General features: G+C 64.1%; 13 protein-coding genes and 3 rRNA genes. 5 read left to right on the top strand and 11 right to left on the bottom strand.

What is annotated here, in order from left to right:
- Positions 1 to 169: 169 nt before the first annotated feature.
- The gene (locus OG225_RS00080) at positions 170 to 949 is read left to right on the top strand and encodes a methyltransferase domain-containing protein (protein WP_405179869.1); all 780 of its coding nucleotides are present in this window, start codon (positions 170 to 172) and stop codon (positions 947 to 949) included.
- On the opposite strand, the gene OG225_RS00075 is transcribed toward OG225_RS00080, so the two are convergent.
- Positions 925 to 2,085: an NCS2 family permease gene (locus OG225_RS00075; protein WP_405179868.1), complete on the bottom strand. Its 1,161-nt coding sequence runs from the start codon at positions 2,083 to 2,085 to the stop codon at positions 925 to 927. The genes OG225_RS00080 and OG225_RS00075 overlap by 25 nt on opposite strands.
- A 71-nt stretch (positions 2,086 to 2,156) precedes the next feature.
- On the bottom strand, positions 2,157 to 4,724 hold the full coding sequence (gene glgP / locus OG225_RS00070) for an alpha-glucan family phosphorylase (protein ID WP_405179867.1): 2,568 nt from the start codon (positions 4,722 to 4,724) through the stop codon (positions 2,157 to 2,159).
- Between the two features lie 205 nt (positions 4,725 to 4,929).
- Between glgP and OG225_RS00065 the strand changes: the two genes are divergently transcribed.
- Positions 4,930 to 6,936: a maltotransferase domain-containing protein gene (locus OG225_RS00065; RefSeq protein WP_405179866.1), complete on the top strand. Its 2,007-nt coding sequence runs from the start codon at positions 4,930 to 4,932 to the stop codon at positions 6,934 to 6,936.
- Positions 6,933 to 9,110, top strand: a complete 2,178-nt coding sequence (gene glgB / locus OG225_RS00060) for a 1,4-alpha-glucan branching protein GlgB (RefSeq protein WP_405179865.1) — start codon at positions 6,933 to 6,935, stop codon at positions 9,108 to 9,110. The genes OG225_RS00065 and glgB overlap by 4 nt, the downstream gene beginning before the upstream one ends.
- Before the next feature lie 111 nt (positions 9,111 to 9,221).
- Here glgB and OG225_RS00055 read toward each other — a convergent pair whose 3' ends face one another.
- The 3 genes from OG225_RS00055 to OG225_RS00045 all read right to left on the bottom strand — a co-directional run bounded on the left by OG225_RS00055 (position 9,222) and on the right by OG225_RS00045 (position 11,825).
- The gene (locus tag OG225_RS00055) at positions 9,222 to 10,064 is read right to left on the bottom strand and encodes a tetratricopeptide repeat protein (RefSeq protein WP_405179864.1); all 843 of its coding nucleotides are present in this window, start codon (positions 10,062 to 10,064) and stop codon (positions 9,222 to 9,224) included.
- 61 nt (positions 10,065 to 10,125) lie between these two features.
- Positions 10,126 to 10,494 (bottom strand): DUF3817 domain-containing protein, encoded by a 369-nt coding sequence (locus OG225_RS00050; protein WP_405179863.1) that lies wholly within the window; start codon positions 10,492 to 10,494, stop codon positions 10,126 to 10,128.
- A gap of 146 nt (positions 10,495 to 10,640) precedes the next feature.
- Positions 10,641 to 11,825: an acetyl-CoA C-acetyltransferase gene (locus OG225_RS00045; RefSeq protein ID WP_405179862.1), complete on the bottom strand. Its 1,185-nt coding sequence runs from the start codon at positions 11,823 to 11,825 to the stop codon at positions 10,641 to 10,643.
- Between the two features lie 143 nt (positions 11,826 to 11,968).
- On the opposite strand from OG225_RS00045, the gene mce reads away from it, so the two are divergent.
- Complete coding sequence (mce, locus tag OG225_RS00040; RefSeq protein ID WP_405179861.1) at positions 11,969 to 12,442, top strand: methylmalonyl-CoA epimerase; 474 nt, start codon at positions 11,969 to 11,971, stop codon at positions 12,440 to 12,442.
- Between the two features lie 86 nt (positions 12,443 to 12,528).
- Complete coding sequence (locus tag OG225_RS00035; RefSeq protein ID WP_109523499.1) at positions 12,529 to 13,527, top strand: hypothetical protein; 999 nt, start codon at positions 12,529 to 12,531, stop codon at positions 13,525 to 13,527.
- Between the two features lie 212 nt (positions 13,528 to 13,739).
- Here OG225_RS00035 and OG225_RS00030 read toward each other — a convergent pair whose 3' ends face one another.
- The 6 genes from OG225_RS00030 to OG225_RS00005 form a co-directional block, all read right to left on the bottom strand.
- Positions 13,740 to 14,036 (bottom strand): ATP/GTP-binding protein, encoded by a 297-nt coding sequence (locus OG225_RS00030; protein WP_109523500.1) that lies wholly within the window; start codon positions 14,034 to 14,036, stop codon positions 13,740 to 13,742.
- A 37-nt stretch (positions 14,037 to 14,073) separates the two neighbouring features.
- Positions 14,074 to 14,793, bottom strand: a complete 720-nt coding sequence (locus tag OG225_RS00025; RefSeq protein WP_405179860.1) for an endonuclease/exonuclease/phosphatase family protein — start codon at positions 14,791 to 14,793, stop codon at positions 14,074 to 14,076.
- A 32-nt stretch (positions 14,794 to 14,825) separates the two neighbouring features.
- Entirely contained in the window at positions 14,826 to 15,509 is a 684-nt protein-coding gene (gene nucS, locus OG225_RS00020) for an endonuclease NucS (protein WP_405179859.1), read from the bottom strand.
- Positions 15,510 to 15,658: 149 nt separating this feature from the next.
- Positions 15,659 to 15,775: ribosomal RNA gene (gene rrf / locus OG225_RS00015) — 5S ribosomal RNA — on the bottom strand.
- Between the two features lie 204 nt (positions 15,776 to 15,979).
- A 23S ribosomal RNA gene (locus tag OG225_RS00010) occupies positions 15,980 to 19,113 on the bottom strand.
- Between the two features lie 356 nt (positions 19,114 to 19,469).
- Positions 19,470 to 20,988: ribosomal RNA gene (locus tag OG225_RS00005) — 16S ribosomal RNA — on the bottom strand.
- The 16S, 23S and 5S rRNA genes sit together here, the layout of an rRNA operon.
- Between the last annotated feature and the right edge of the window lie 463 nt (positions 20,989 to 21,451).

Raw genomic sequence — 21,451 nt, 5'->3', positions numbered from 1 at the left:
CCCCCCGTTCGCTTCCGCGCAGAAGTAGATTCGACCCGATGCTCCGGCGCGACCCACAGGGCCCGCGTCGGAGATGTCGGCCATCCCCGCGCCACGCCCTGCACGCGGCGCGGGGATCGCTATCGCATATTCCCTTTCGCACTCGGGCCGCCCGTGAGAACGTGACCGGATGGAGCCTCAACCCGACGCCGATGTGCTCGGCGAATTCCTGATCAGCGCAAGGTCTTTGGATGAATACCGGGCAATCTTCGCACTCACCGACACCGAACTGCGTGACCGCAGGATTCTCGACTGCCCCGGCGGAGCGGCGAGTTTCACGACCGAGGCGAGCGAACTCGGTGCATCTGTCACCGCCGCGGATCCGATCTACGCCCGCCCGCCCGCCGAGCTGCGCGCGCTGGCACTCGCCGAGACCGATCGCGCGAGCGCGTGGGCGCGCGCACATCACGACGGCTACCAGTGGGACTGGTACGGCTCACCCGACCGGCATCACGCGATGCGCGCCGCCGCCGCGGCCGGATTCGGGACCGACATCACCACCAACCCGCACCGCTACATCGCCGCGAGCCTGCCCTCACTGCCTTTCGCCGACAACAGTTTCGACCTCGTCCTCAGTTCGCACCTGCTGTTCAGCTACACCGATCGCCTCGACGCCGAATTCCACGTGGCGGCGCTGCTCGAGTTGTCACGGGTCGCGAGCGGCGAGACCCGGCTCTACCCGCTGGTCGACAACCTCGGTCGGCCACAGGACGAGCTGTTGATTCATCTTCGAAGAGAACTGCACGACAAGGGGATCGAAACGAGTCTGCGCGCCACCGAATACGAGTTCCATCACGGCGCGACGTCACTGCTGGTGCTACACGCCCCTGCGGGAGCTGACGCCGATCCCCGGCTCGAGCGGGTCCGGCCGGGCGACCGGAATCCCTATTCGGCCAGGAAGAAGAAGTAGCCGAGGAGTACCACCGTCAGCACCCACATCGCGGGATACACATCTCTGACCCGTCCCTTCGCGACCATCACGACGGGATAGAACAGCATGCCGATGGCCAGGCCGTTGGCGATCGAATAGGTGAGCGGCATCATCACGACGGTGATGAAGGCGGGTATCGAATACTCGAGCTGGTTCCAATCGATCTCGCCGAGCGCCCGCGACATCAGGACGCCGACCACGATCAACGCGGGCGCGGTGATTTCCGGCGAACCCGCCACGACCGCGAACACCGGTAGCAGAACATCGCGACGAGGAACCATCCGGCCGTGGAGATCGCCGTCAATCCGGTCCGGCCGCCCGCAGACGCCCGCGGTCGATTCCACATACGCGGTGGTGGTCGACGTGCCGATGACGGCGCCCGCCATGGTGCCCACCGAATGCGCGGCGAACGCGCTGGCCGCGCGCGGCAGTTTGCCGTCCTCGTCGAGCAGACCCGCCTGGTTGGCGACGCCGATCAGGGTACCGCCGCAGTCGAAGAAGTCGACGAAGAGCATGGTCAGGATGACGACGGCCATCTGAGCGGCGATCCCGTCGGGCAGGTCGACCAGACCGGTGACGATGCCGAGTCCGGCCGTCAGGACGATGCCGTAGAGCACCGCTCCGTGCCATCCGATGACCAGGAAGACGACGAACATGCCGATGCCCGCGCCGACCGCGAATCTCATCGGCATCGGTATCGCGTTCAGGATGCGCTCGCGGACCTTGGTGACCGCGAGCACGAAGAACACGACGCCGGAGATGAAGGTCCCCGACAGCGCGACCTGCCACGGAATACCCATCTCCAGCACCACCGAGTACGCGAAGAAGGCGTTGAGCCCCATTCCCGGCGCGAGCGCGATCGGATAGCGGGCCCACAGCCCCATCACGAGTGTGCCGAAGACCGCGGTGGCCGCAGTGGCGGTGAACACCGCTTGGATGGGGATGCCCTTGTCGCCGAGCGCGCCCTGGTCGCCGAGTACCGCGGGATTCACCGCGAGCAAGTAGGACATGGCAAGGAACGTCACCGTTCCGGCCATCAGCTCGCGCCGCATGGTGGAACCGTTCTCGCTGACGCCGAAGTACGCGTCGACACGACCGCGGGTACGGGTCAGCACATCGGTGGCCCTGATCTCTCACGGTAGCCGACGATTCGCCGGACGGTGATCCGTCCGGCGTCGCGTCCGGATCAGGCGTTCGGCGCCGCCACCAGCCCCAGTTCGGCGTCCGAGGCGAGCAACTCGTCGTGCGGCAGTACCCGGACCGTGTAGCCGACCGCACCCGACAGCGGAACGGGCGTCCGCACCGAGAACAGTTCCAGCCCGGAATCCGAACCGACGTGCGACATCGCGACCACGGTGGTGTCGGACAGATCGTCGGCCGTGGAGACGCGACCGAGGACGGCCTGCACCGCGACATCGGAGACCGAGAGACCACCGAGATCGATCCGCGCGGTCAACGACAGCTCGGCCCCGATGACGGGGGTGTCGGGCAGGCCCGCACTGTCGACGTTGACCACCTTGACCGAGGGCCACGCGGCTTCGACCCGCCGCCGATACTCGGAAACGGCGCGCGCGCCCGCGAATTCGTCATCGGTGGCCGCGCGATAAGCGGCGGCCGCCTGCGCGTAGTACTGCACGGCGTAGTCGCGAACCATGCGGGAGGCGAGCACCTGCGGGCCGAGGGTCTGCAAGGTGTGGCGGACCATCTCGACCCAACGCACCGGCATGCCCTGCTCGTCGCGATCGTAGAAACGGGGTGCGACGGTGCGCTCGAGCAGTTCGTAGAGCGCCGCCGCCTCCAGATCGTCACGGCGATGTTCGTCGGACACGCCGTCGGCGGTCGGGATCGCCCAGCCGTTCTCCCCGTCGTACATCTCGTCCCACCAGCCGTCCCGGATGGAGAGATTGAGTCCGCCGTTGAGTGCCGATTTCATGCCGGAGGTACCGCAGGCCTCGAGCGGGCGCAGCGGATTGTTCAGCCACACATCGCATCCCCAGTAGAGGTAGCGGGCCATCGACATGTCGTAATCGGGCAGGAAGACGATGCGGTGACGCAACTCCGGGTCGTCGGCGAACCGCACCACCTGCTGGATCAGCGATTTGCCTCCGTCGTCGGCCGGATGACTCTTACCGGCCACCACCAGCTGCATCGGTCGTTCCGGATCGAGGAGCAGCGACCGCAGCCGCTGCGGATCGCGCAGCATCAGCGTCAGGCGCTTGTAGGTCGGCACCCGACGCGCGAATCCGATGGTCAGCACGTTCGGATCGAAAACCTGCTCGACCCAGCCCAATTCGGCCTCGGCGGCACCGCGTTCGAGCCAGGAGGCCCGCACCCGACGGCGCACTTCGTCGATCAGGGTGGCGCGCAGGGTGTTCCGGGTCGACCAGAGTTCGCCCAACGGCGCGTCACGCAGCCGCTCCCAGCCGCGCGCCTCCTCCACCAGTTCCGCTCCGACATGCTCACGCGCCTTGTCGAGCCATTCGCGCGCCGCCCAGGTGGGGGCGTGTACGCCGTTGGTGACCGATCCGATCGGCACCTCGGACGCGTCGAATCCGGGCCACAGCGCGGAGAACATCGAACGGCTGACTTCGCCGTGCAGTTTCGACACACCGTTGGCACGCTGGGCGAGTCGCAGACCCATATGCGCCATGTTGAAGAATTCGGGATCGGTCTCGCGCCCGAGCGACACGATCCGGTCCACCGAAAGCCCCGGCAGCAGCGCGGATTCCGATTCGCCGTGCGCCCCGCCGAAGTAGCGGCGCACCAGCGGCATCGGGAATCGGTCGATGCCCGCGGGCACCGGGGTGTGGGTGGTGAAGACGGTGCCCGCGCGCACGGCGGCCAGCGCGGTGTCGAAATCGAGTCCGCCCGCGACGTATTCGCGGATCCGTTCGACGCCGAGGAACCCCGCGTGCCCCTCGTTCATGTGGAAGACATCGGGATCGGGCAGCCCCTGGGCGTTGGTGTAGGCACGAACCGCCCGCACCCCGCCCACCCCGGCCAGAATCTCCTGTTTGATGCGATGGTCCTGGTCGCCGCCGTAGAGCCGGTCGGTGACCGCGCGCAGTTCCGGATCGTTCTCCGCGATATCGGAATCCAGCAGCAGCAGCGGCACCCGGCCGACCTGGGCGATCCACACCCTGGCCCGCAGCACCCGCTGATCCGGGATCGCGACGTGCACGAGCACGGGCGAACCGTCGGCGGTGAGCAGACGCAGCGGCAGGCCCTGGGGGTCGAGCGCCGGATAGTGCTCGAGCTGCCAGCCGTCCGCCGACAGCGACTGACGGAAGTAACCGGACCGGTAGAGCAGCCCGACCGCGATCAGCGGCAGCCCGAGGTCCGAGGCCGCCTTGAGGTGGTCGCCCGCCAGGATGCCGAGACCTCCCGAGTAGTTCGGCAGTACCTCGGTGACGCCGAACTCCATCGAGAAGTAGGCGATGCCGCGCACCCCGGGTTCGGTTCGCTGGAACCAGCCGGGCGAGTCCAGGTAGCCGCGCAGATCGGCGGCGGCCTCGTCGACCCGACGGGTGTAGTCCGCGTCGGCGGCCAGTTCGTCGAGCCGCGCGGCGGGCACCTCGCCCAGCATCCTGACCGGGTCGTGGCCGACGTCGCGCCAGCGTGCCGGATCCAGTTCACGGAACAGATCCTGCGTCGGCCAGTGCCATGACCAGCGCAGATTCGTGGAGAGTTCACCCAGGGCCGCGAGTCGCTCGGGCAGATGGGCACGGACGGTGAAACGACGAAGTGCCTTCACCAGGCGAACCATACCGAATATTCGACTACCCCTCTCTCCCGGCGACGCAGGTCACTCGCGCGCGCCCCGAGCCCCGTCGACCGGGCCCGGATACCGGGAAGCGGTGGGTTCGCTCGTCGGCCGCGACGGGTCATCGGGCCGCCGGTGCGAGCCCGCCTGGCCGCTGATCACGTCCGCGCGGCCCGCTGGCGGTAGGTTGGTCCCCGTGACCGGCCGCATCGCCATCGATGACACCTCCCCGTCCGCTGGACCTGGACACAGACCGGCCAAGGCCGCCGTGGGCGAGGTTTTCCCGGTGCGCGCCGTGGTGTGGCGCGAAGGCCACGACGCCGTCGCCGCCACGCTCGCGGTGCGCGCGCCGGGTGCTTCCCGGGTGACCAGGATCCGGATGGCGCCGGATCCGGAACCCGACGTGTTCAACGCGCTGTTCGTCCCGAACGTGATCGGTGCGTGGACCTTCCGTGTCGAAGGCTGGAGCGATCCGATCGCCACCTGGCGACATGCCGTCGAGGCGAAACTCTCGGTCGGTCAGAGCGCCGTCGACCTCGCCAACGATCTCGAACGCGGCGCGCGGTTGTTCGAACGCGCCGCGCAGGCCGTCCCCAAGAAGCAGTTCGAGCGCCTACGCGCGGTCGCGGTCGCGTTGCGCGCCGACGAACAGCTGCCGGCGCGGGTCGCGCCCGCCTTCTCCGAGGAGGTGGCCGAGATCCTGCGGGCCACTCCGTTGCGGGATCTGGTCACCAGGGGTCCGCTGCACACGGTGTCGGTCGAGCGGACGCGCGCGCTCTTCGGTTCCTGGTACGAATTCTTCCCGCGCTCCACCGGCGGGCGCGACGCCGACGGCACACCGGTGCACGGCACCTTCGCCACCTCGATCAAGGATCTGCCGCGCATCGCCGCGATGGGGTTCGATGTCGTCTACCTGCCGCCGATCCACCCGATCGGCACGGTGAATCGCAAGGGCCGCAACAACTCCCTGACCGCCGAACCCGACGACGTCGGTTCGCCGTGGGCGATCGGATCCGAGGACGGCGGCCACGACGCGATCCATCCCGCGCTCGGCACCGAATCCGATTTCGCCGAATTCGTCGCCGCCGCCGCGCGTTCGGGCATGGAGGTGGCGCTGGACCTGGCGTTGCAGTGCGCACCCGATCACCCCTGGGTGGCCTCGCATCCCGAATGGTTCACCACCCTGCCCGACGGCACCATCGCCTTCGCCGAGAATCCGCCGAAGAAGTACCAGGACATCTACCCGATCGATTTCGACAACGATCCCGACGGCCTCTACGCCGAGGTGTTGCGTGTGGTGCGGCACTGGATCTCGCTGGGCGTCAAGATCTTCCGCGTCGACAACCCGCACACCAAACCCGCCGATTTCTGGGAGTGGCTGATCTGCACGGTGCGGCGCAGCGATCCCGATGTGGTCTTCCTGTCGGAGTCGTTCACCCGCCCCGCCCGTCTCTACGGCCTGGCCCGGCGCGGCTTCAGCCAGTCCTACACCTATTTCACCTGGCGGGTGGCCAAGTGGGAGCTGACCGAATTCGGCAACGAATTGGCGGCCAAGGCGGACGAGGCAAGACCCAATCTGTTCGTCAACACCCCCGATATCCTGCACGAAAGCCTCCAGCACGGCGGGCCGGGCATGTTCGCGATCCGCGCGGTGCTCGCGGCGACGCTGGCCCCGACCTGGGGTGTGTACTCCGGTTTCGAACTCTTCGAACACCAGGCGGTGCGGCCGGGCAGTGAGGAATATCTGGATTCGGAGAAATACGAACTGCGCCCGCGACCGTTCGCCGAGGCGCTGGCGCGCGGAGAATCGCTGGAGCCGTGGCTGACCAGGCTCAACGAGATCCGCCGCAACCATCCGGCACTGCAACAGTTGCGCTGCCTGAGTTTCCATCACGTCGACAACGACGCCCTGCTGGCGTATTCCAAATTCGATCCGGCCACCGGGGACGCGGTGCTCGTCGTGGTGAATCTGAACCCCTACGGCGCCGAACAGGGATTCCTCTCCCTCGACCTGCCCGCGATCGGTCGCGAATGGCACGACCACCCGGTGGTCGTCGACGAGGTCAGCGGTGAGGAATACCACTGGGCGCAGACGAATTACGTCCGCCTCGATCCCGCGCGCGCGGTCGCCCACATCATCGCCCTGCCCCCGGTGCCGCAGCAGGCACGCACCGAACTGGCCTACCGGAAGTCGTTCACATGAACCGCACGGCCACCATCAACCGCCGCGATCTGATGTTGCTCGCCGCGGGCACCCACGCCGACCCGCACACCGTGCTCGGCGCGCATCCGCATCCGGACGGCACGGTGGTGCGCGTCCTGCGCCCGCACGCCGAGTCGGTCGCGGTACGGGTCGGCGACACCGAACATCCGCTGACGTCGATGGGGCACGGTGTCTTCGCCGCGCCGCTGCCGTATCCGGAGATCATGGACTACCGCGTCGTGACCACCTATCGCGGCGGCCAGCGGGTGATCGGCGCCGACGGCTACCGCTTCCTGCCCACCGTCGGCGACCTGGACCTGCACCTCATCGGCGAGGGCAGACACGACCGGCTGTGGGAGGTGCTCGGCGCCCACCCGCGGCACTACACGACACTGGACGGCGAGGTCGACGGCACCTCGTTCGCGGTGTGGGCGCCCAATGCCCGCGGCATCACCGTCGTCGGCGATTTCGACGGCTGGAGCGGCAACTCCGCGCCGATGCGCGCGCTGGGTTCCTCCGGGGTGTGGGAGGTCTTCGTGCCCGGCGTCGGCATCGGCGCCAGGTACAAGTACCGGGTACACGGTGCCGACGGCCGGACCGTCGATCACGCCGACCCGCTTGCCTTCGCCACCGAACTCCCGCCCGCCACCGGATCCGTGGTCGCCGCGAGCGCACACGAGTGGCGCGACCGCGACTGGATCGAACGCCGCGAACGCGCCGACCCGACGCGCGCGCCCATGAGCGTCTACGAAGTGCACCTCGGCTCCTGGCGACCGGGCCTGTCCTACCTCGAAGCCGCAGACCAGCTCGCCGATTACGTGACCGCGGCCGGGTACACCCATATCGAACTGCTCCCGGTGGCCGAACATCCCTTCGGCGGCTCGTGGGGGTACCAGGTCACCTCGTACTACGCGCCCACCTCGCGCTTCGGATCGCCCGACGATTTCCGCGCGTTCGTCGACCGCATGCACGCCGCCGGAATCGGCGTCCTGCTGGACTGGGTGCCCGCCCATTTCCCGCGCGACGACTGGGCGCTGGCCCGATTCGACGGCACTCCCCTCTACGAGCACCCGGACCCGCGTCGCGGGGAGCAACTCGACTGGGGCACCTACATCTTCGATTTCGGCCGCAACGAGGTCCGCAACTTCCTCGTCGCCAACGCGCGGTACTGGATCGAGGAGTTCCACATCGACGGGCTGCGCGTCGACGCCGTCGCCTCCATGCTCTACCTGGACTACTCGCGTTCGGAAGGCGAGTGGGAACCGAATGTGTACGGCGGCAGGGAGAACCTGGAAGCCGTCGACTTCCTCCAGGACCTCAACGACACCGTGCACCGGCACCATCCCGGTGTCGTCACCATCGCCGAGGAATCCACCACCTGGCCCGGCGTCACCCGTGGCACCGACGTCGGCGGGCTCGGGTTCTCGATGAAATGGAATATGGGCTGGATGCACGACACGCTCGGATTCCTCGGGCGCGATCCCATCCACCGCAACTGGCACCACAACGAGATCACCTTCTCGCTGATGTACGCGTGGAGCGAGAACTACGTTCTGCCCATCAGCCACGACGAGGTGGTGCACGGCAAGGGCACGCTGTGGACCCGCATGCCCGGCGACGATTTCGCCAAGGCCGCGGGCGTCCGCGCGCTGCTCGCATACATGTGGGCGCATCCGGGCAAACAACTGCTGTTCATGGGCCAGGACTTCGGTCAGTTCCGCGAGTGGTCCCACGATCGCGGCCTGGACTGGGCCGAGCTGGACAATCCGCTGCACCGCGGCATCTCCGACGCGGTGTCGGCCATGAACAGCGTCTACCGGGCGCATTCGGCCCTGTGGAGTCAGGACACCAATCCCGGCGGGCATTCCTGGATCGAGGCGAACGACCGGGAGAACAATGTGCTCGCGTTCCTGCGCTACGGGTCCGACGGTTCGGTCATCGCCTGCGTGTACAACTTCTCCGGTGCCGTTCACGGCGAATACCGCGTCGGACTGCCGTCCTCGGGTGAGTGGACCGAGATCCTCAATACCGACGCGGCCGATTACGGCGGCTCGGGTGTCGGGAACATGGGCTCGGTGAAGACCGACGACACACCGTGGCACGGCCGTCCGGTCTCGGCGACGGTGGCCTTGGCTCCCAACAGCGCGGTCTGGTTGGCCGGACCGCCCGCCTGATCCGGTGACGCACAGCCGGGCGAGTGCACTCCGACAGCTGCCCCGGCTCCACATCCCGCGCCGACGAGAACGGCCCCGCTATCGCACAGCGACGCGGGGCCGAATTCGAGATCAGTAGAGCGCGGCGGCCAGTTTGCGACGGGCCGCGACGACGAAAGCTTCCGCCGGATCGAACAGTTCGAAGAGTTCGAGCAGGTGGGTACGGGCCTTCGTCCGGTCGTCGCCCGCCGTGCGTTTGATCACACCGATCAGCCGCTCGAAGGCCGCTTCCGGCTGCTGGCCGAGCAGTTCGAGATCGGCGGCGCCGATCGCGAGATCGACATTCGTGGGATCGAGGTCCGCGTCGGCGATGGTCGATTCCGGCACCTCCTGCGCGCGGGCGAGGAATCGCAGCTGCCGCAGCGCGTTCTTGGCCTCCGCGTTGGCGGGTTCGGCGGCGATGATCGCCTCGTACGCGGCTTCGGCGCCCGCCATGTCACCGCGTTCGAGCGCGTCCTCGGCGGCGGTGAAGCGCGGATCCTCGACGGGCTCGGGCTCGCCGGGCTCGCCGCCCTCGAGTTTGCCCGCGACGGCATCGATCACCGCGTCCAGCCACTGCCGCACCTGTTCCTCGGGCTGCGCGCCCTCGAAATCGGCCAGCGGCTGTCCGCCCGCGATCGCGACCACGGTAGGAATGCCCTGTACCCGCAGCGCTTGCGCGATCTGCATATTGCTCTCGGCCTCGACGGTGGCCAGATCCCAGGTGCCGCCGTCGGCCGCGGCGAAACGTTCCAGCGTGCGGACGAGTTCGACGCTGCCGGGGCTGCGCTGCGAGTACAGCACGACGACCACGGGCACCTGCGTCGAACGACGCAGCACCTTGGTCTCGAAATCCGCCACCGAGACCGCGTGATCGGCGCCCGCGCTACCGGCGGGGGGTTGCTTCAGACTGGACAGATCCACTGCCCCGGACATGGCGGCGGCAGCGGCTGGCGAAGGACGACGTGCGGCAGGTCGAGTCACGGCATCCAGTTTGTCACGACGCCGCGCCGGCAGCTGCCGCGGTGCCGGTCGAGTCGACGGTTTCGAGCGTGCCGAGCCTGCCGGTGCGCACCGCCCAGACCTCGAAGACCACGGTGAAGAACGGCGGGATGCTCGACAGCAGAGCCAGGATGGTGGTCAGCCAGTTCCAGCGCAATTCGCGCGCGGCCATCAGCGCGCTGATCAAGAACAGGACGAAGACGGCGCCGTGGATCGGTCCGAAGATCTTCACGCCGATCTCGTTGCCCGGATCGGGAATGTACTTGAACGCCATTCCGATCAACAGGCCCAACCACGACAGTGCCTCGAGCACCGCGAAGAATCGGAACCTACCGGCAACGCTGCGCAGATCGAAGTAACCCATGGCGCCCATTGTGCCGCAAATACTACGACGATACGTAGTTGTACCCGTCACATCGGACGAAACGGACACCGCCGCCGGAGGATCCGGCGGCGGTGTCCAGACATCTACCTCGGCGAAAGAGTGTTCGCGGAGGCTTTACTCAACTCTCAGGCCGGAACGCGGACGATCAGCGCGTCACCCTGACCGCCGCCACCGCACAGCGCGGCCGCGCCGACGCCGCCACCGCGACGCTTCAGCTCCAACGCCAGGTGCAGCAGGATGCGCGCACCGGACATACCGAGCGGATGGCCGACGGCGATCGCGCCACCGTTGACGTTGACCTTCTCCTGATCGATGCCGAGCTGGCGCGCCGAGGCGATACCGACCGCCGCGAAGGCCTCGTTGATCTCGATCAGATCCAGATCCGACGGCGAGATGCCCTCGCGCGCACAGGCCTTGGCGATGGCGTTGGCGGGCTGGGCCTGGAGGGTCGAATCCGGGCCGGACACCACGCCCGCGGCGCCGATCTCGGCGATCCAGCTCAGCCCCAGCTCCTCGGCCTTGGCCTTGCTCATCACCACGACGGCGGCGGCGCCGTCGGAGATCTGCGACGCCGTACCCGCGGTGATGGTGCCGTCCTTGCGGAACGCGGGCTTGAGCTTAGCCAGCGATTCCGTCGTGGTGTCGGCCCTGATGCCCTCGTCCTCGGTGATCAGCACCGGATCACCCTTACGCTGCGGCACCGCGACCGGCACCACCTCGTCGTCGAAGACGCCGTTCTTCCAGGCCGCCGCCGCGCGCTGATGCGAGGCCGCCGCGAACGCGTCCTGGTCCTCGCGGGCGACGTAATCCCTGTCGTTGCCCAGCTCGGTCAGCGCGCCCATCGGCTGGTCGGTGAAGATGTCGTACAGGCCGTCGTATGCCATGTGGTCGCGTAACGTGACGTCGCCGTACTTGAACCCCTCGCGGCTCTTCTCCAGCAGATGCGGTGACTGGCTCATCGACTCCTGGCCGCCCGCGACGACGATCTCGAACTCGCCCGCCCGGATCAACTGGTCCGCGAGAGCGATCGCGCTGATACCCGACAGACACACCTTGTTGAGGGTGAGCGCGGGGACATCCATCGGAATGCCACCGGCGACCGCGGCCTGCCTGGCCGGAATCTGTCCCGCGCCCGCGGTCAGCACCTGACCCATGATCACGTAGTCGACCTGCTCGGGCGAGACGCCGCCCTTCTCCAGCGCCGCCTTGATTGCGAAGCCGCCCAGGTCGGAACCGCTGAAGCTCTTCAGGCCGCCGAGCAGGCGACCGATGGGGGTACGCGCACCGGAGACGATGACGGTTGTGGTCACGGGGAGCCTCGAATTCAGTAGATCGGGTCGGACGGACCGGGCCCACCGGGGAGCACCGTCGCGGCACGACGACAAAGCCTTGTACTCAACGGTAGCTTGCCCACACCGGGCGTGTCTCCGGAGGTCCGCGCTACCGTCGAGTAGTGAGCACTGCACAGGAGACGTCCGAATTCATCCCCGGCGACTACGTCATCGCCGTCGACCACGTCGGTATCGCGGTCCCCGACCTCGACACCGCAATCGCCTGGTATTCCGAAAATCTCGGCATGATCGAGACCCACCGGGAGGTGAACGAGGCCCAGGGCGTGCACGAGGCGATGCTTTCCCTGCCCGCGGCGTCCGATTCCGCGACTGCCCTACAGTTGCTGGCGCCCTTGGACGCGAACTCCACCATCGCCAAGTTCATCGATCGCAGCGGCCCGGGTCTCCAGCAACTCGCCTACCGCGTCACCGATATCGAGGCCGTCTCCACGCACCTGCGCGACCGCGGCGTACGTTTGCTGTACGACGCCCCCAGGCACGGAACCGCCGATTCCCGCATCAATTTCATCCACCCGAAGGATGCTGGCGGTGTGCTGATCGAATTGGTCGAACCGAACCCGAATGTTACGCACTAGTATCAAGATCGGAGCAGGAAAACTGATCCGAATCACATTCGCGGTCGAGTCACCATCATCTGGCCGTAGGCTGTAGTTTGTGTGCCATGTCGTCACCTGAGTCCGATCGCAATCGCTTCGTTGCACTGCCCTTCACCGTTGTGCGCAAGGGTTATGCGCAAGACGAGGTACGCAACTACTTCGACCGCTTCGACGCGGAGCTGAGGGTCACCGCCACTGACCGCGATGCCGCTGCGGCGCAAGCACGTAACCTCGCAAGCCAACTGGAGGACGCGCGGGACGAGATCGACGAACTCCGTAAGGAGGTCGACCGACTCTCGGTTCCGCCGACCACCGCCGAAGGCATGTCCGACCGTATCTCGCGCATGCTGCGATTGGCATCCGACGAAGCCTCCGAGGTCCGCGCGCTCGCGCAGGCCGAGGCCGCAGAAATGGTGTCGATCGCCGAGCAGCAGGCCACGGAGATGCGCGGCAAGTACGAGTCGCTGCTCGCGGAGACGAAGGAGAAGCGAGAGGCGCTCGATATCGAATTCGAGCAGACCCTCGCGAACGCGCGTACCGAGTCCGGCAAGATCATCGAGGCCGCCCAGGCCGAGGCCGACCGCCTCGGCAAGGAAGCCGATGCCAAGCGTAAGGCCAACCAGCAGGACTTCGAGGTCACCATGGCGGAGCGGCGTACCAAGCTGACCCGCGCCATGGAGGAGCTCGAGGCCACCAGCCGCGCCGAGGCCGCCCAGCGCATCAAGGATGCCACCGACGAGGCCAACCGCCTCATCACCTCCGCCACCCAGACCTCCGAGCGCAAGATCGCGCACGCGAAAGAACTGGCCGAGGAGATGCGCGTGCTGCGCGGCCGGGTGCTCGCCCAGCTGCTCGGTATCCGCGGTCAGCTCGATTCCGTGCCCGCGATGCTCGCCGCGGTCAACCGTGAAAGCGAACTGCTCGACGGTGTTCCGGATCGCAAGTCGATCGGCAGTGGCAACGCCAAGTCCGTCGGCGGTTCCCGCGCGAAGGCCATCCAAGAAGCGGCCAACGACGAGGACATCGACGCCGACGAGCGCGAGAACGCCGAAATCTCCAACTGACGTCCGAGCGCCTCGGGCGACGACGCACGACCAGCACCAGAGCTCATCCGAAGGCCGTCCCTCCCAGGGGCGGCCTTCCCTAATTCCCGGACACGTACGCCGTGGGCAGTGCCGCCGACGAAGCAGACCGGGGACGCCGCGAGATGCGGCGGGTCATCGCCCCGGTCACATACCGCCTCGATAGTGCGAGTCCGCCCGGACGGCCGAGTAGGTCAGGACCACCGGCGGGTGATGCGACGGGTTCTCCGGCCGTTCCAGCACCCCTGATGCCAATGCCTGCGATCGTCCTCACCACCGTCGGCCTGCCAGGCGACGATATGGGCCACCCCGGGCGGGATCTCGTGATCACAGCCGGGACACCGGTAAGTCTTGACCGCACGGCTCCCGGGAATGCTGCGCACGATATAGGTCTCGTCGCGGTCGGGACCGGATTCGGTGCGGCCGAAGACGTCGCCGAGCGGCGCGGATCGCCGATCCTGACTGCTGGCGGGAGGTTTCCGGCGGGGCATGTCGTCCAGGATATTCGCGACCTCGGCCCGGGAGATCTCAGCCCTCGATCGGCACCAGGGTCGCGCGGACCGGGTTGTGGTCCGACAGACCATCGGCACTGTCCACCATCGCGTCGCTCGCCACCGCGCCGCGGACGACCACGTGATCGATGAATTGGGACTTCGATGCCGAGTCGCGCGGCCGCGTCGGCAACCCGTCGGCGGGCAGCGGGACCACCGTGAATTCCGGTCCGAGTCGCTCCGCCACCGCCTCGCGGTCGATATTGAAATCGCCGAGGAGAACCACCGGCCCGGTCGCGTCGTGCGCGAGCTCACGCAACCGCCCCAGCTGCTCCCAGCGCCGCTGATCGCCGGTCACGTGGGTGGCGAGCACCGTGAAACCCGAGACCGCGATGACGAGCACGCCCTTGCCGTGGTCGCACTCGAAGGCTTCCGCCGCGATGTGGCGGGCCGAATCCCGCACGGCCAGAACGAGGTGCTCGACACGGTCATCGAGCGCGGTCGGCCCGCGCCGCAACTTCGGCACCCGCGGGTAACGCAGTGTGTGGAAGGTCCGGTCCGGCATGGCCGCACGCAGGCTCGCCAACTGATCACCGCTGACCTCCTGGAGGGCGATGATCTGTTCCTGGCGCTTGCCGAGCCTGTCACTGATCGAGGCGATGCGGTCGGACTCGTCCGGCCACCTGGTGGAGACGTCCTCGTACCAGTTCTCGGCGTGGACGCGATGCAGCACATTCCAGGTGGCGACCGTGATCATGAATCTCTTACTCGGGATATCGGGAAGTGGGATCAGAACAAACGGAATTCGTTGCTCTCCGTACCACGCAGCGCGTCGTAATCGAGGGTGAGACAACGGATACCACGATCCTCGGCGAGCGTGCGGGCCTGTGGCTTGATCTGCTGCGCCGCGAAGACACCGGCGACCGGCGCGAGCAACGGATCACGGTTGAGCAATTCCAGGTAGCGGGTCAACTGTTCGACACCGTCGATCTCACCGCGGCGTTTGATCTCCACCGCGACCGTCGCACCCGTGGCGTCACGGCAGAGCAGGTCGACCGGACCGATCGCCGTCATGTACTCGCGTCGGATCAATGTGTAGCCCTTGCCGAGCGTCTGGACGTGTTCGGCCAGCAGTTCCTGAAGATGGGCCTCGACACCGTCTTTCACCAGTCCGGGATCGATCCCGAGTTCATGCGAGGAGTCGTGTTCGATCTCCTCGATGGTGATGCGTAGTTCTTCGCCGGCCTTGTTGGTCACCACCCAGTAGGCCTTGGCACCTTCGGGCACGTCATCCGGACGTTCCTGCAAACGGCACGGCGGGCTCATCCAGTTCAACGGCTTGTACGATCCGCCGTCGGAATGCACCAGCACCGAACCGTCGGCCTTGATCATCAACAGACGGCGGGCCATCGAGAGGTGGGCGGTCAAACGACCGACATAATCGACCTGGCAACGAGCTATCACGAGGCGCACCGGTCGAGTCTAGGGCCTAAGGTCGGCCGACCACCCGGTGCCCGACCGATAAATCGACACCCGACATCAGCCGGGCAATTCGTCCACGAACGCAGAGTCGTGGAACGCGGAAAGGCCCCCAACTGTGTTGGGGGCCTTTCGCAATGATGTTCCGGCGGTGTCCTACTCTCCCACACCCTGTCGAGTGCAGTACCATCGGCGCTGGCAGGCTTAGCTTCCGGGTTCGGAATGGGACCGGGCGTTTCCCTGCCGCTATGGCCGCCGTAACTCTATGAAACTATCCACACAACAGCGCCGACACCCCACCACACTCCGTGTGTGCACGAACCCGGGATCCACACTCCCTGCACCGTTTTCACGGTCGAGACAGTGTCTTCCGGGTTCGCATACACACCGAAAGTGTTTTCGGGTGTCTGCCGCAGTGTCTGTGTGTTGTTTCAGATACCGCACAGTGGACGCGTAGCTTCTTTGTTGGTAAGTCCTCGGCCTATTAGTACCAGTCACCTACACCCGTTACCGGGCTTCCAGTTCTGGCCTATCAACCCCATGGTCTGTAGGGGGCCTTAACCACTCGAAGGTGGTGAGAAACCTCATCTTGGAACAGGCTTCCCGCTTAGATGCTTTCAGCGGTTATCCCTTCCGAACGTAGCTAACCAGCAGTGCCCTTGGCAGGACAACTGGCACACCAGAGGTTCGTCCGTCCCGGTCCTCTCGTACTAGGGACAGCCTTCCTCAAGTTTCTGACGCGCGCGGCGGATAGAGACCGAACTGTCTCACGACGTTCTAAACCCAGCTCGCGTGCCGCTTTAATGGGCGAACAGCCCAACCCTTGGGACCTACTCCAGCCCCAGGATGCGACGAGCCGACATCGAGGTGCCAAACCATCCCGTCGATATGGACTCTTGGGGAAGATCAGCCTGTTATCCCCGGGGTACCTTTTATCCGTTGAGCGACACCGCTTCCACTTGCCGGTGCCGGATCACTAGTCCCGACTTTCGTCCCTGCTCGAGCTGTCGCTCTCACAGTCAAGCTCCCTTGTGCACTTGCACTCGACACCTGATTGCCAACCAGGCTGAGGGAACCTTTGGGCGCCTCCGTTACATTTTAGGAGGCAACCGCCCCAGTTAAACTACCCACCAGGCACTGTCCCTGAACCAGATCATGGTCCGAGGTTAGAAGTCCAATACGATCAGAGTGGTATTTCAACGATGACTCCACAAACACTGGCGTGCCCGCTTCACAGTCTCCCACCTATCCTACACAAACCGTACCGAACACCAATACCAAGCTATAGTGAAGGTCCCGGGGTCTTTTCGTCCTGCCGCGCGTAACGAGCATCTTTACTCGTAATGCAATTTCGCCGAGTCTGTGGTTGAGACAGCTGAGAAGTCGTTACGCCATTCGTGCAGGTCGGAACTTACCCGACAAGGAATTTCGCTACCTTAGGATGGTTATAGTTACCACCGCCGTTTACCGGGGCTTAAATTCTCAGCTTCGCCATTACTGGCTAACCGGTCCTCTTAACCTTCCGGCACCGGGCAGGCGTCAGTCCGTATACATCGTCTTACGACTTCGCACGGACCTGTGTTTTTAGTAAACAGTCGCTTCTCACTGGTCTCTGCGACCACCACCAGCTCAGGAAGCAAGTTCCGTCACCAGCGTTGGTCCCCCTTCTCCCGAAGTTACGGGGGCATTTTGCCGAGTTCCTTAACCACAGTTCTCTCGATCGCCTTAGTATTCTCTACCTGACCACCTGTGTCGGTTTGGGGTACGGGCCGTGTACCAACTCACTAGAGGCTTTTCTCGGCAGCATAGGATCACTGAATTCGCCTCAATCGGCTACGCATCACCTCTCAGGCACATGAGACACGGATTTGCCTATGTCTCGCCCTACAGGCTTACACCAGTACAACCACTGACTGGCCCAGCTACCTTCCTGCGTCACCCCATCGCTTGACTACTACAGCCAGGATCGTATGCAGCCACATCCGGCCTCCCGAAGGAGGTCCATCCGCTTTTGGATACTTAGCACAACTGATTCACCATTTGGCGCGGATACACGGGTACGGGAATATCAACCCGTTGTCCATCGACTACGCCTGTCGGCCTCGCCTTAGGTCCCGACTCACCCTGGGCGGATTAACCTGGCCCAGGAACCCTTGGTCATTCGGCGGACGAGTTTCTCACTCGTCTTTCGCTACTCATGCCTGCATTCTCACTCCTGTAGCCTCCACGGCTGGATCACTCCGCCGCTTCCATGGCCACAGGACGCTCCCCTACCCATCCACACCACTGCACAACCCCCCGCAAGGAGAAGTGAATGTATTGCGTGAATGCCGCGGCTTCGGCGGTGTACTTGAGCCCCGCTACATTGTCGGCGCAGGATCACTTGACCAGTGAGCTATTACGCACTCTTTCAAGGGTGGCTGCTTCTAAGCCAACCTCCTGGTTGTCTTCGCGACCCCACATCCTTTTCCACTTAGTACACGCTTAGGGGCCTTAGCCGGCGATCTGGGCTGTTTCCCTCTCGACTACGAAGCTTATCCCCCGCAGTCTCACTGCCACGCTCTCACACACCGGCATTCGGAGTTTGGCTGATTTCGGTAAGCTTGTAGGCCCCCTAGACCATCCAGTAGCTCTACCTCCGGTGTGAAACACGTGACGCTGCACCTAAATGCATTTCGGGGAGAACCAGCTATCACGGAGTTTGATTGGCCTTTCACCCCTACCCACAACTCATCCCCTCAGTTTTCAACCTAAGTGGGTTCGGGCCTCCACGACGTCTTACCGTCGCTTCACCCTGGCCATGGGTAGATCACTCCGCTTCGGGTCTAGAACATGCGACTCGAACCGCCCTATTCGGACTCGCTTTCGCTACGGCTACCCCACACGGGTTAACCTCGCCACATGCCACTAACTCGCAGGCTCATTCTTCAAAAGGCACGCCATCACCCACCACCCACTAAAGGATGCACAGGCTTTGACGGATTGTAAGCGCACGGTTTCAGGTACTATTTCACTCCCCTCCCGGGGTACTTTTCACCTTTCCCTCACGGTACTAGTCCGCTATCGGTCACCAGGGAGTATTCAGGCTTACCGGGTGGTCCCGGCAGATTCACAGCAGATTTCACGGGCCCGCTGCTACTCGGGCATCATCCACAACAGCCGCTCGGTTTTCGTCTACGGGACTCTCACCCTCTACGACAGGCCGTTCCAGACCACTTCGACTAACCCAACGGTTTCTGACTGTTGCTCGACTCGGCAGAATCGAGAAGAATGACCCCACTACCCCACACGGACAACCCCTGCCGGGTATCACATCCGCATGGTTTAGCCTCATCCGCTTTCGCTCGCCACTACTCACGGAATCACTGTTGTTTTCTCTTCCTGTGGGTACTGAGATGTTTCACTTCCCCACGTTCCCTCCACACACCCTATATATTCAGATGCGGGTAACACGACATCACTCGTGCTGGGTTTCCCCATTCGGAAATCCTCGGATCTCAGCTCGGTTGACAGCTCCCCGAGGCTTATCGCAGCCTCCTACGTCCTTCATCGGCTCCTGGTGCCAAGGCATCCACCGTACGCTCTTAAACACTTACTAACAAAGATGCTCGCGTCCACTGTGCAGTTCTCAAACAACACACAAGATCCAGATAACCGCCACCACCATGCCCACCCAACCCCCATCCGAAGAAAAAAAGGAAGAATGCGGTCTGCGTGACCACCAGATCTCGTCGTTATCGTTTCCCATGAAAGAAACACTCGCGTGTTCTCTCAGGACCCAACAGTGTGCCGATATATTTCGAACGCCGGCCCTCCACTGAGGAAGAACCATACGACGACGAAGATTGCCAGTGTTCCACCCATGAGCGTCCGCCGGAAAACGAATGTTCCCGAAACGGTCTCTGACGCAACCACACTCACCTATGTGACGGATTACGTAGAAGTGCTCCTTAGAAAGGAGGTGATCCAGCCGCACCTTCCGGTACGGCTACCTTGTTACGACTTCGTCCCAATCGCCAATCCCACCTTCGACGGCTCCCTCCCACAAGGGGTTAGGCCACCGGCTTCGGGTGTTACCGACTTTCATGACGTGACGGGCGGTGTGTACAAGGCCCGGGAACGTATTCACCGCAGCGTTGCTGATCTGCGATTACTAGCGACTCCAACTTCACGGGGTCGAGTTGCAGACCCCGATCCGAACTGAGACCGGCTTTAAGGGATTCGCTCCACCTCACGGTATCGCAGCCCTCTGTACCGGCCATTGTAGCATGTGTGAAGCCCTGGACATAAGGGGCATGATGACTTGACGTCGTCCCCACCTTCCTCCGAGTTGACCCCGGCAGTCTCCTGCGAGTCCCCGGCATAATCCGCTGGCAACACAGGACAAGGGTTGCGCTCGTTGCGGGACTTAACCCAACATCTCACGACACGAGCTGACGACAGCCATGCACCACCTGTACACCGACCACAAGGGGGCCTACATCTCTGCAGGTTTCCGGTGTATGTCAAACCCAGGTAAGGTTCTTCGCGTTGCATCGAATTAATCCACATGCTCCGCCGCTTGTGCGGGCCCCCGTCAATTCCTTTGAGTTTTAGCCTTGCGGCCGTACTCCCCAGGCGGGGTACTTAATGCGTTAGCTACGGCACGGATCCCGTGGAAGGAAACCCACACCTAGTACCCACCGTTTACGGCGTGGACTACCAGGGTATCTAATCCTGTTCGCTACCCACGCTTTCGCTTCTCAGCGTCAGTTACTTCCCAGAGACCCGCCTTCGCCACCGGTGTTCCTCCTGATATCTGCGCATTTCACCGCTACACCAGGAATTCCAGTCTCCCCTGAAGTACTCTAGTCTGCCCGTATCCCCTGCAAGCTTAAGGTTGAGCCCCAAGTTTTCACAGAAGACGCGACAAACCGCCTACAAGCTCTTTACGCCCAGTAATTCCGGACAACGCTCGCACCCTACGTATTACCGCGGCTGCTGGCACGTAGTTGGCCGGTGCTTCTTCTACAGGTACCGTCACTTGCGCTTCGTCCCTGTCGAAAGAGGTTTACAACCCGAAGGCCGTCATCCCTCACGCGGCGTCGCTGCATCAGGCTTCCGCCCATTGTGCAATATTCCCCACTGCTGCCTCCCGTAGGAGTCTGGGCCGTGTCTCAGTCCCAGTGTGGCCGGTCACCCTCTCAGGTCGGCTACCCGTCGTCGCCTTGGTAGGCCATTACCCCACCAACAAGCTGATAGGCCGCGGGCCCATCTCGCACCGATAAATCTTTCCACCAAGGAACATGCATCCCCAGGTCATATCCGGTATTAGACCCAGTTTCCCAGGCTTATCCCGAAGTGCGAGGCAGATCACCCACGTGTTACTCACCCGTTCGCCGCTCGTGTACCCCGAAGGGCCTTACCGCTCGACTTGCATGTGTTAAGCACGCCGCCAGCGTTCGTCCTGAGCCAGGATCAAACTCTCCGTTGAAGACTCACGAAACACCCCGAAAGGCGAATCAGAAATATCTAACCAGAGTCCGAAAACCCAGCAAAACAAAACGCCAACAAAAAAACTTTTGCTGACTAATATCCAACCCATCTCATACGGGGGTACGAAAGGGCCGGAACCAAATAAAACATTTGGCACTGACATTCATCGACACACTATTGAGTTCTCAAAGAACACACGCACACACCATCTCACAAGCAATCTGCTCGATCAATCAGCGAGGCAACTTAACCAGCTTAGCGCAGCCAATCACCCGAAACCAAATCCAGGATCTCAACCGAACCAGTGCGATCGCCAGGCGCTCCTCGTACTACCTCGTTTCCCTGTCCCAACGTTTCCGTTGAGCGTTCTCAGCGTCTCCGCTGAGCCCCGGGTCGGTGTCCGTGTCGCTCTGACTTGGATAAAGTTACGTGTCGGCGTGCACGATGTCAAATCGCCTGGT

It is taken from the genome of Nocardia sp. NBC_01377 (assembly GCF_045040005.1).
GTDB classification, from domain to species: domain Bacteria; phylum Actinomycetota; class Actinomycetes; order Mycobacteriales; family Mycobacteriaceae; genus Nocardia; species Nocardia noduli.
Note: the sequence above shows the minus strand (reverse complement) of the source record. Positions and strands in the feature narration are given on the sequence as shown.

Excerpts from the sequence above, each read along its gene's own strand:
- OG225_RS00050 (WP_405179863.1), bottom strand. The coding sequence starts at position 10,494 with ATGGGTTACTTCGATCTGCGCAGCGTTGCCGGTAGGTTCCGATTCTTC.
- OG225_RS00055 (WP_405179864.1), bottom strand. The coding sequence starts at position 10,064 with ATGTCCGGGGCAGTGGATCTGTCCAGTCTGAAGCAACCCCCCGCCGGT.
- OG225_RS00025 (WP_405179860.1), bottom strand. The coding sequence starts at position 14,793 with ATGATCACGGTCGCCACCTGGAATGTGCTGCATCGCGTCCACGCCGAG.
- OG225_RS00035 (WP_109523499.1), top strand. The coding sequence starts at position 12,529 with ATGTCGTCACCTGAGTCCGATCGCAATCGCTTCGTTGCACTGCCCTTC.
- glgB (WP_405179865.1), top strand. The coding sequence starts at position 6,933 with ATGAACCGCACGGCCACCATCAACCGCCGCGATCTGATGTTGCTCGCC.
- OG225_RS00080 (WP_405179869.1), top strand. The coding sequence starts at position 170 with ATGGAGCCTCAACCCGACGCCGATGTGCTCGGCGAATTCCTGATCAGC.
- OG225_RS00030 (WP_109523500.1), bottom strand. The coding sequence starts at position 14,036 with ATGCCCCGCCGGAAACCTCCCGCCAGCAGTCAGGATCGGCGATCCGCG.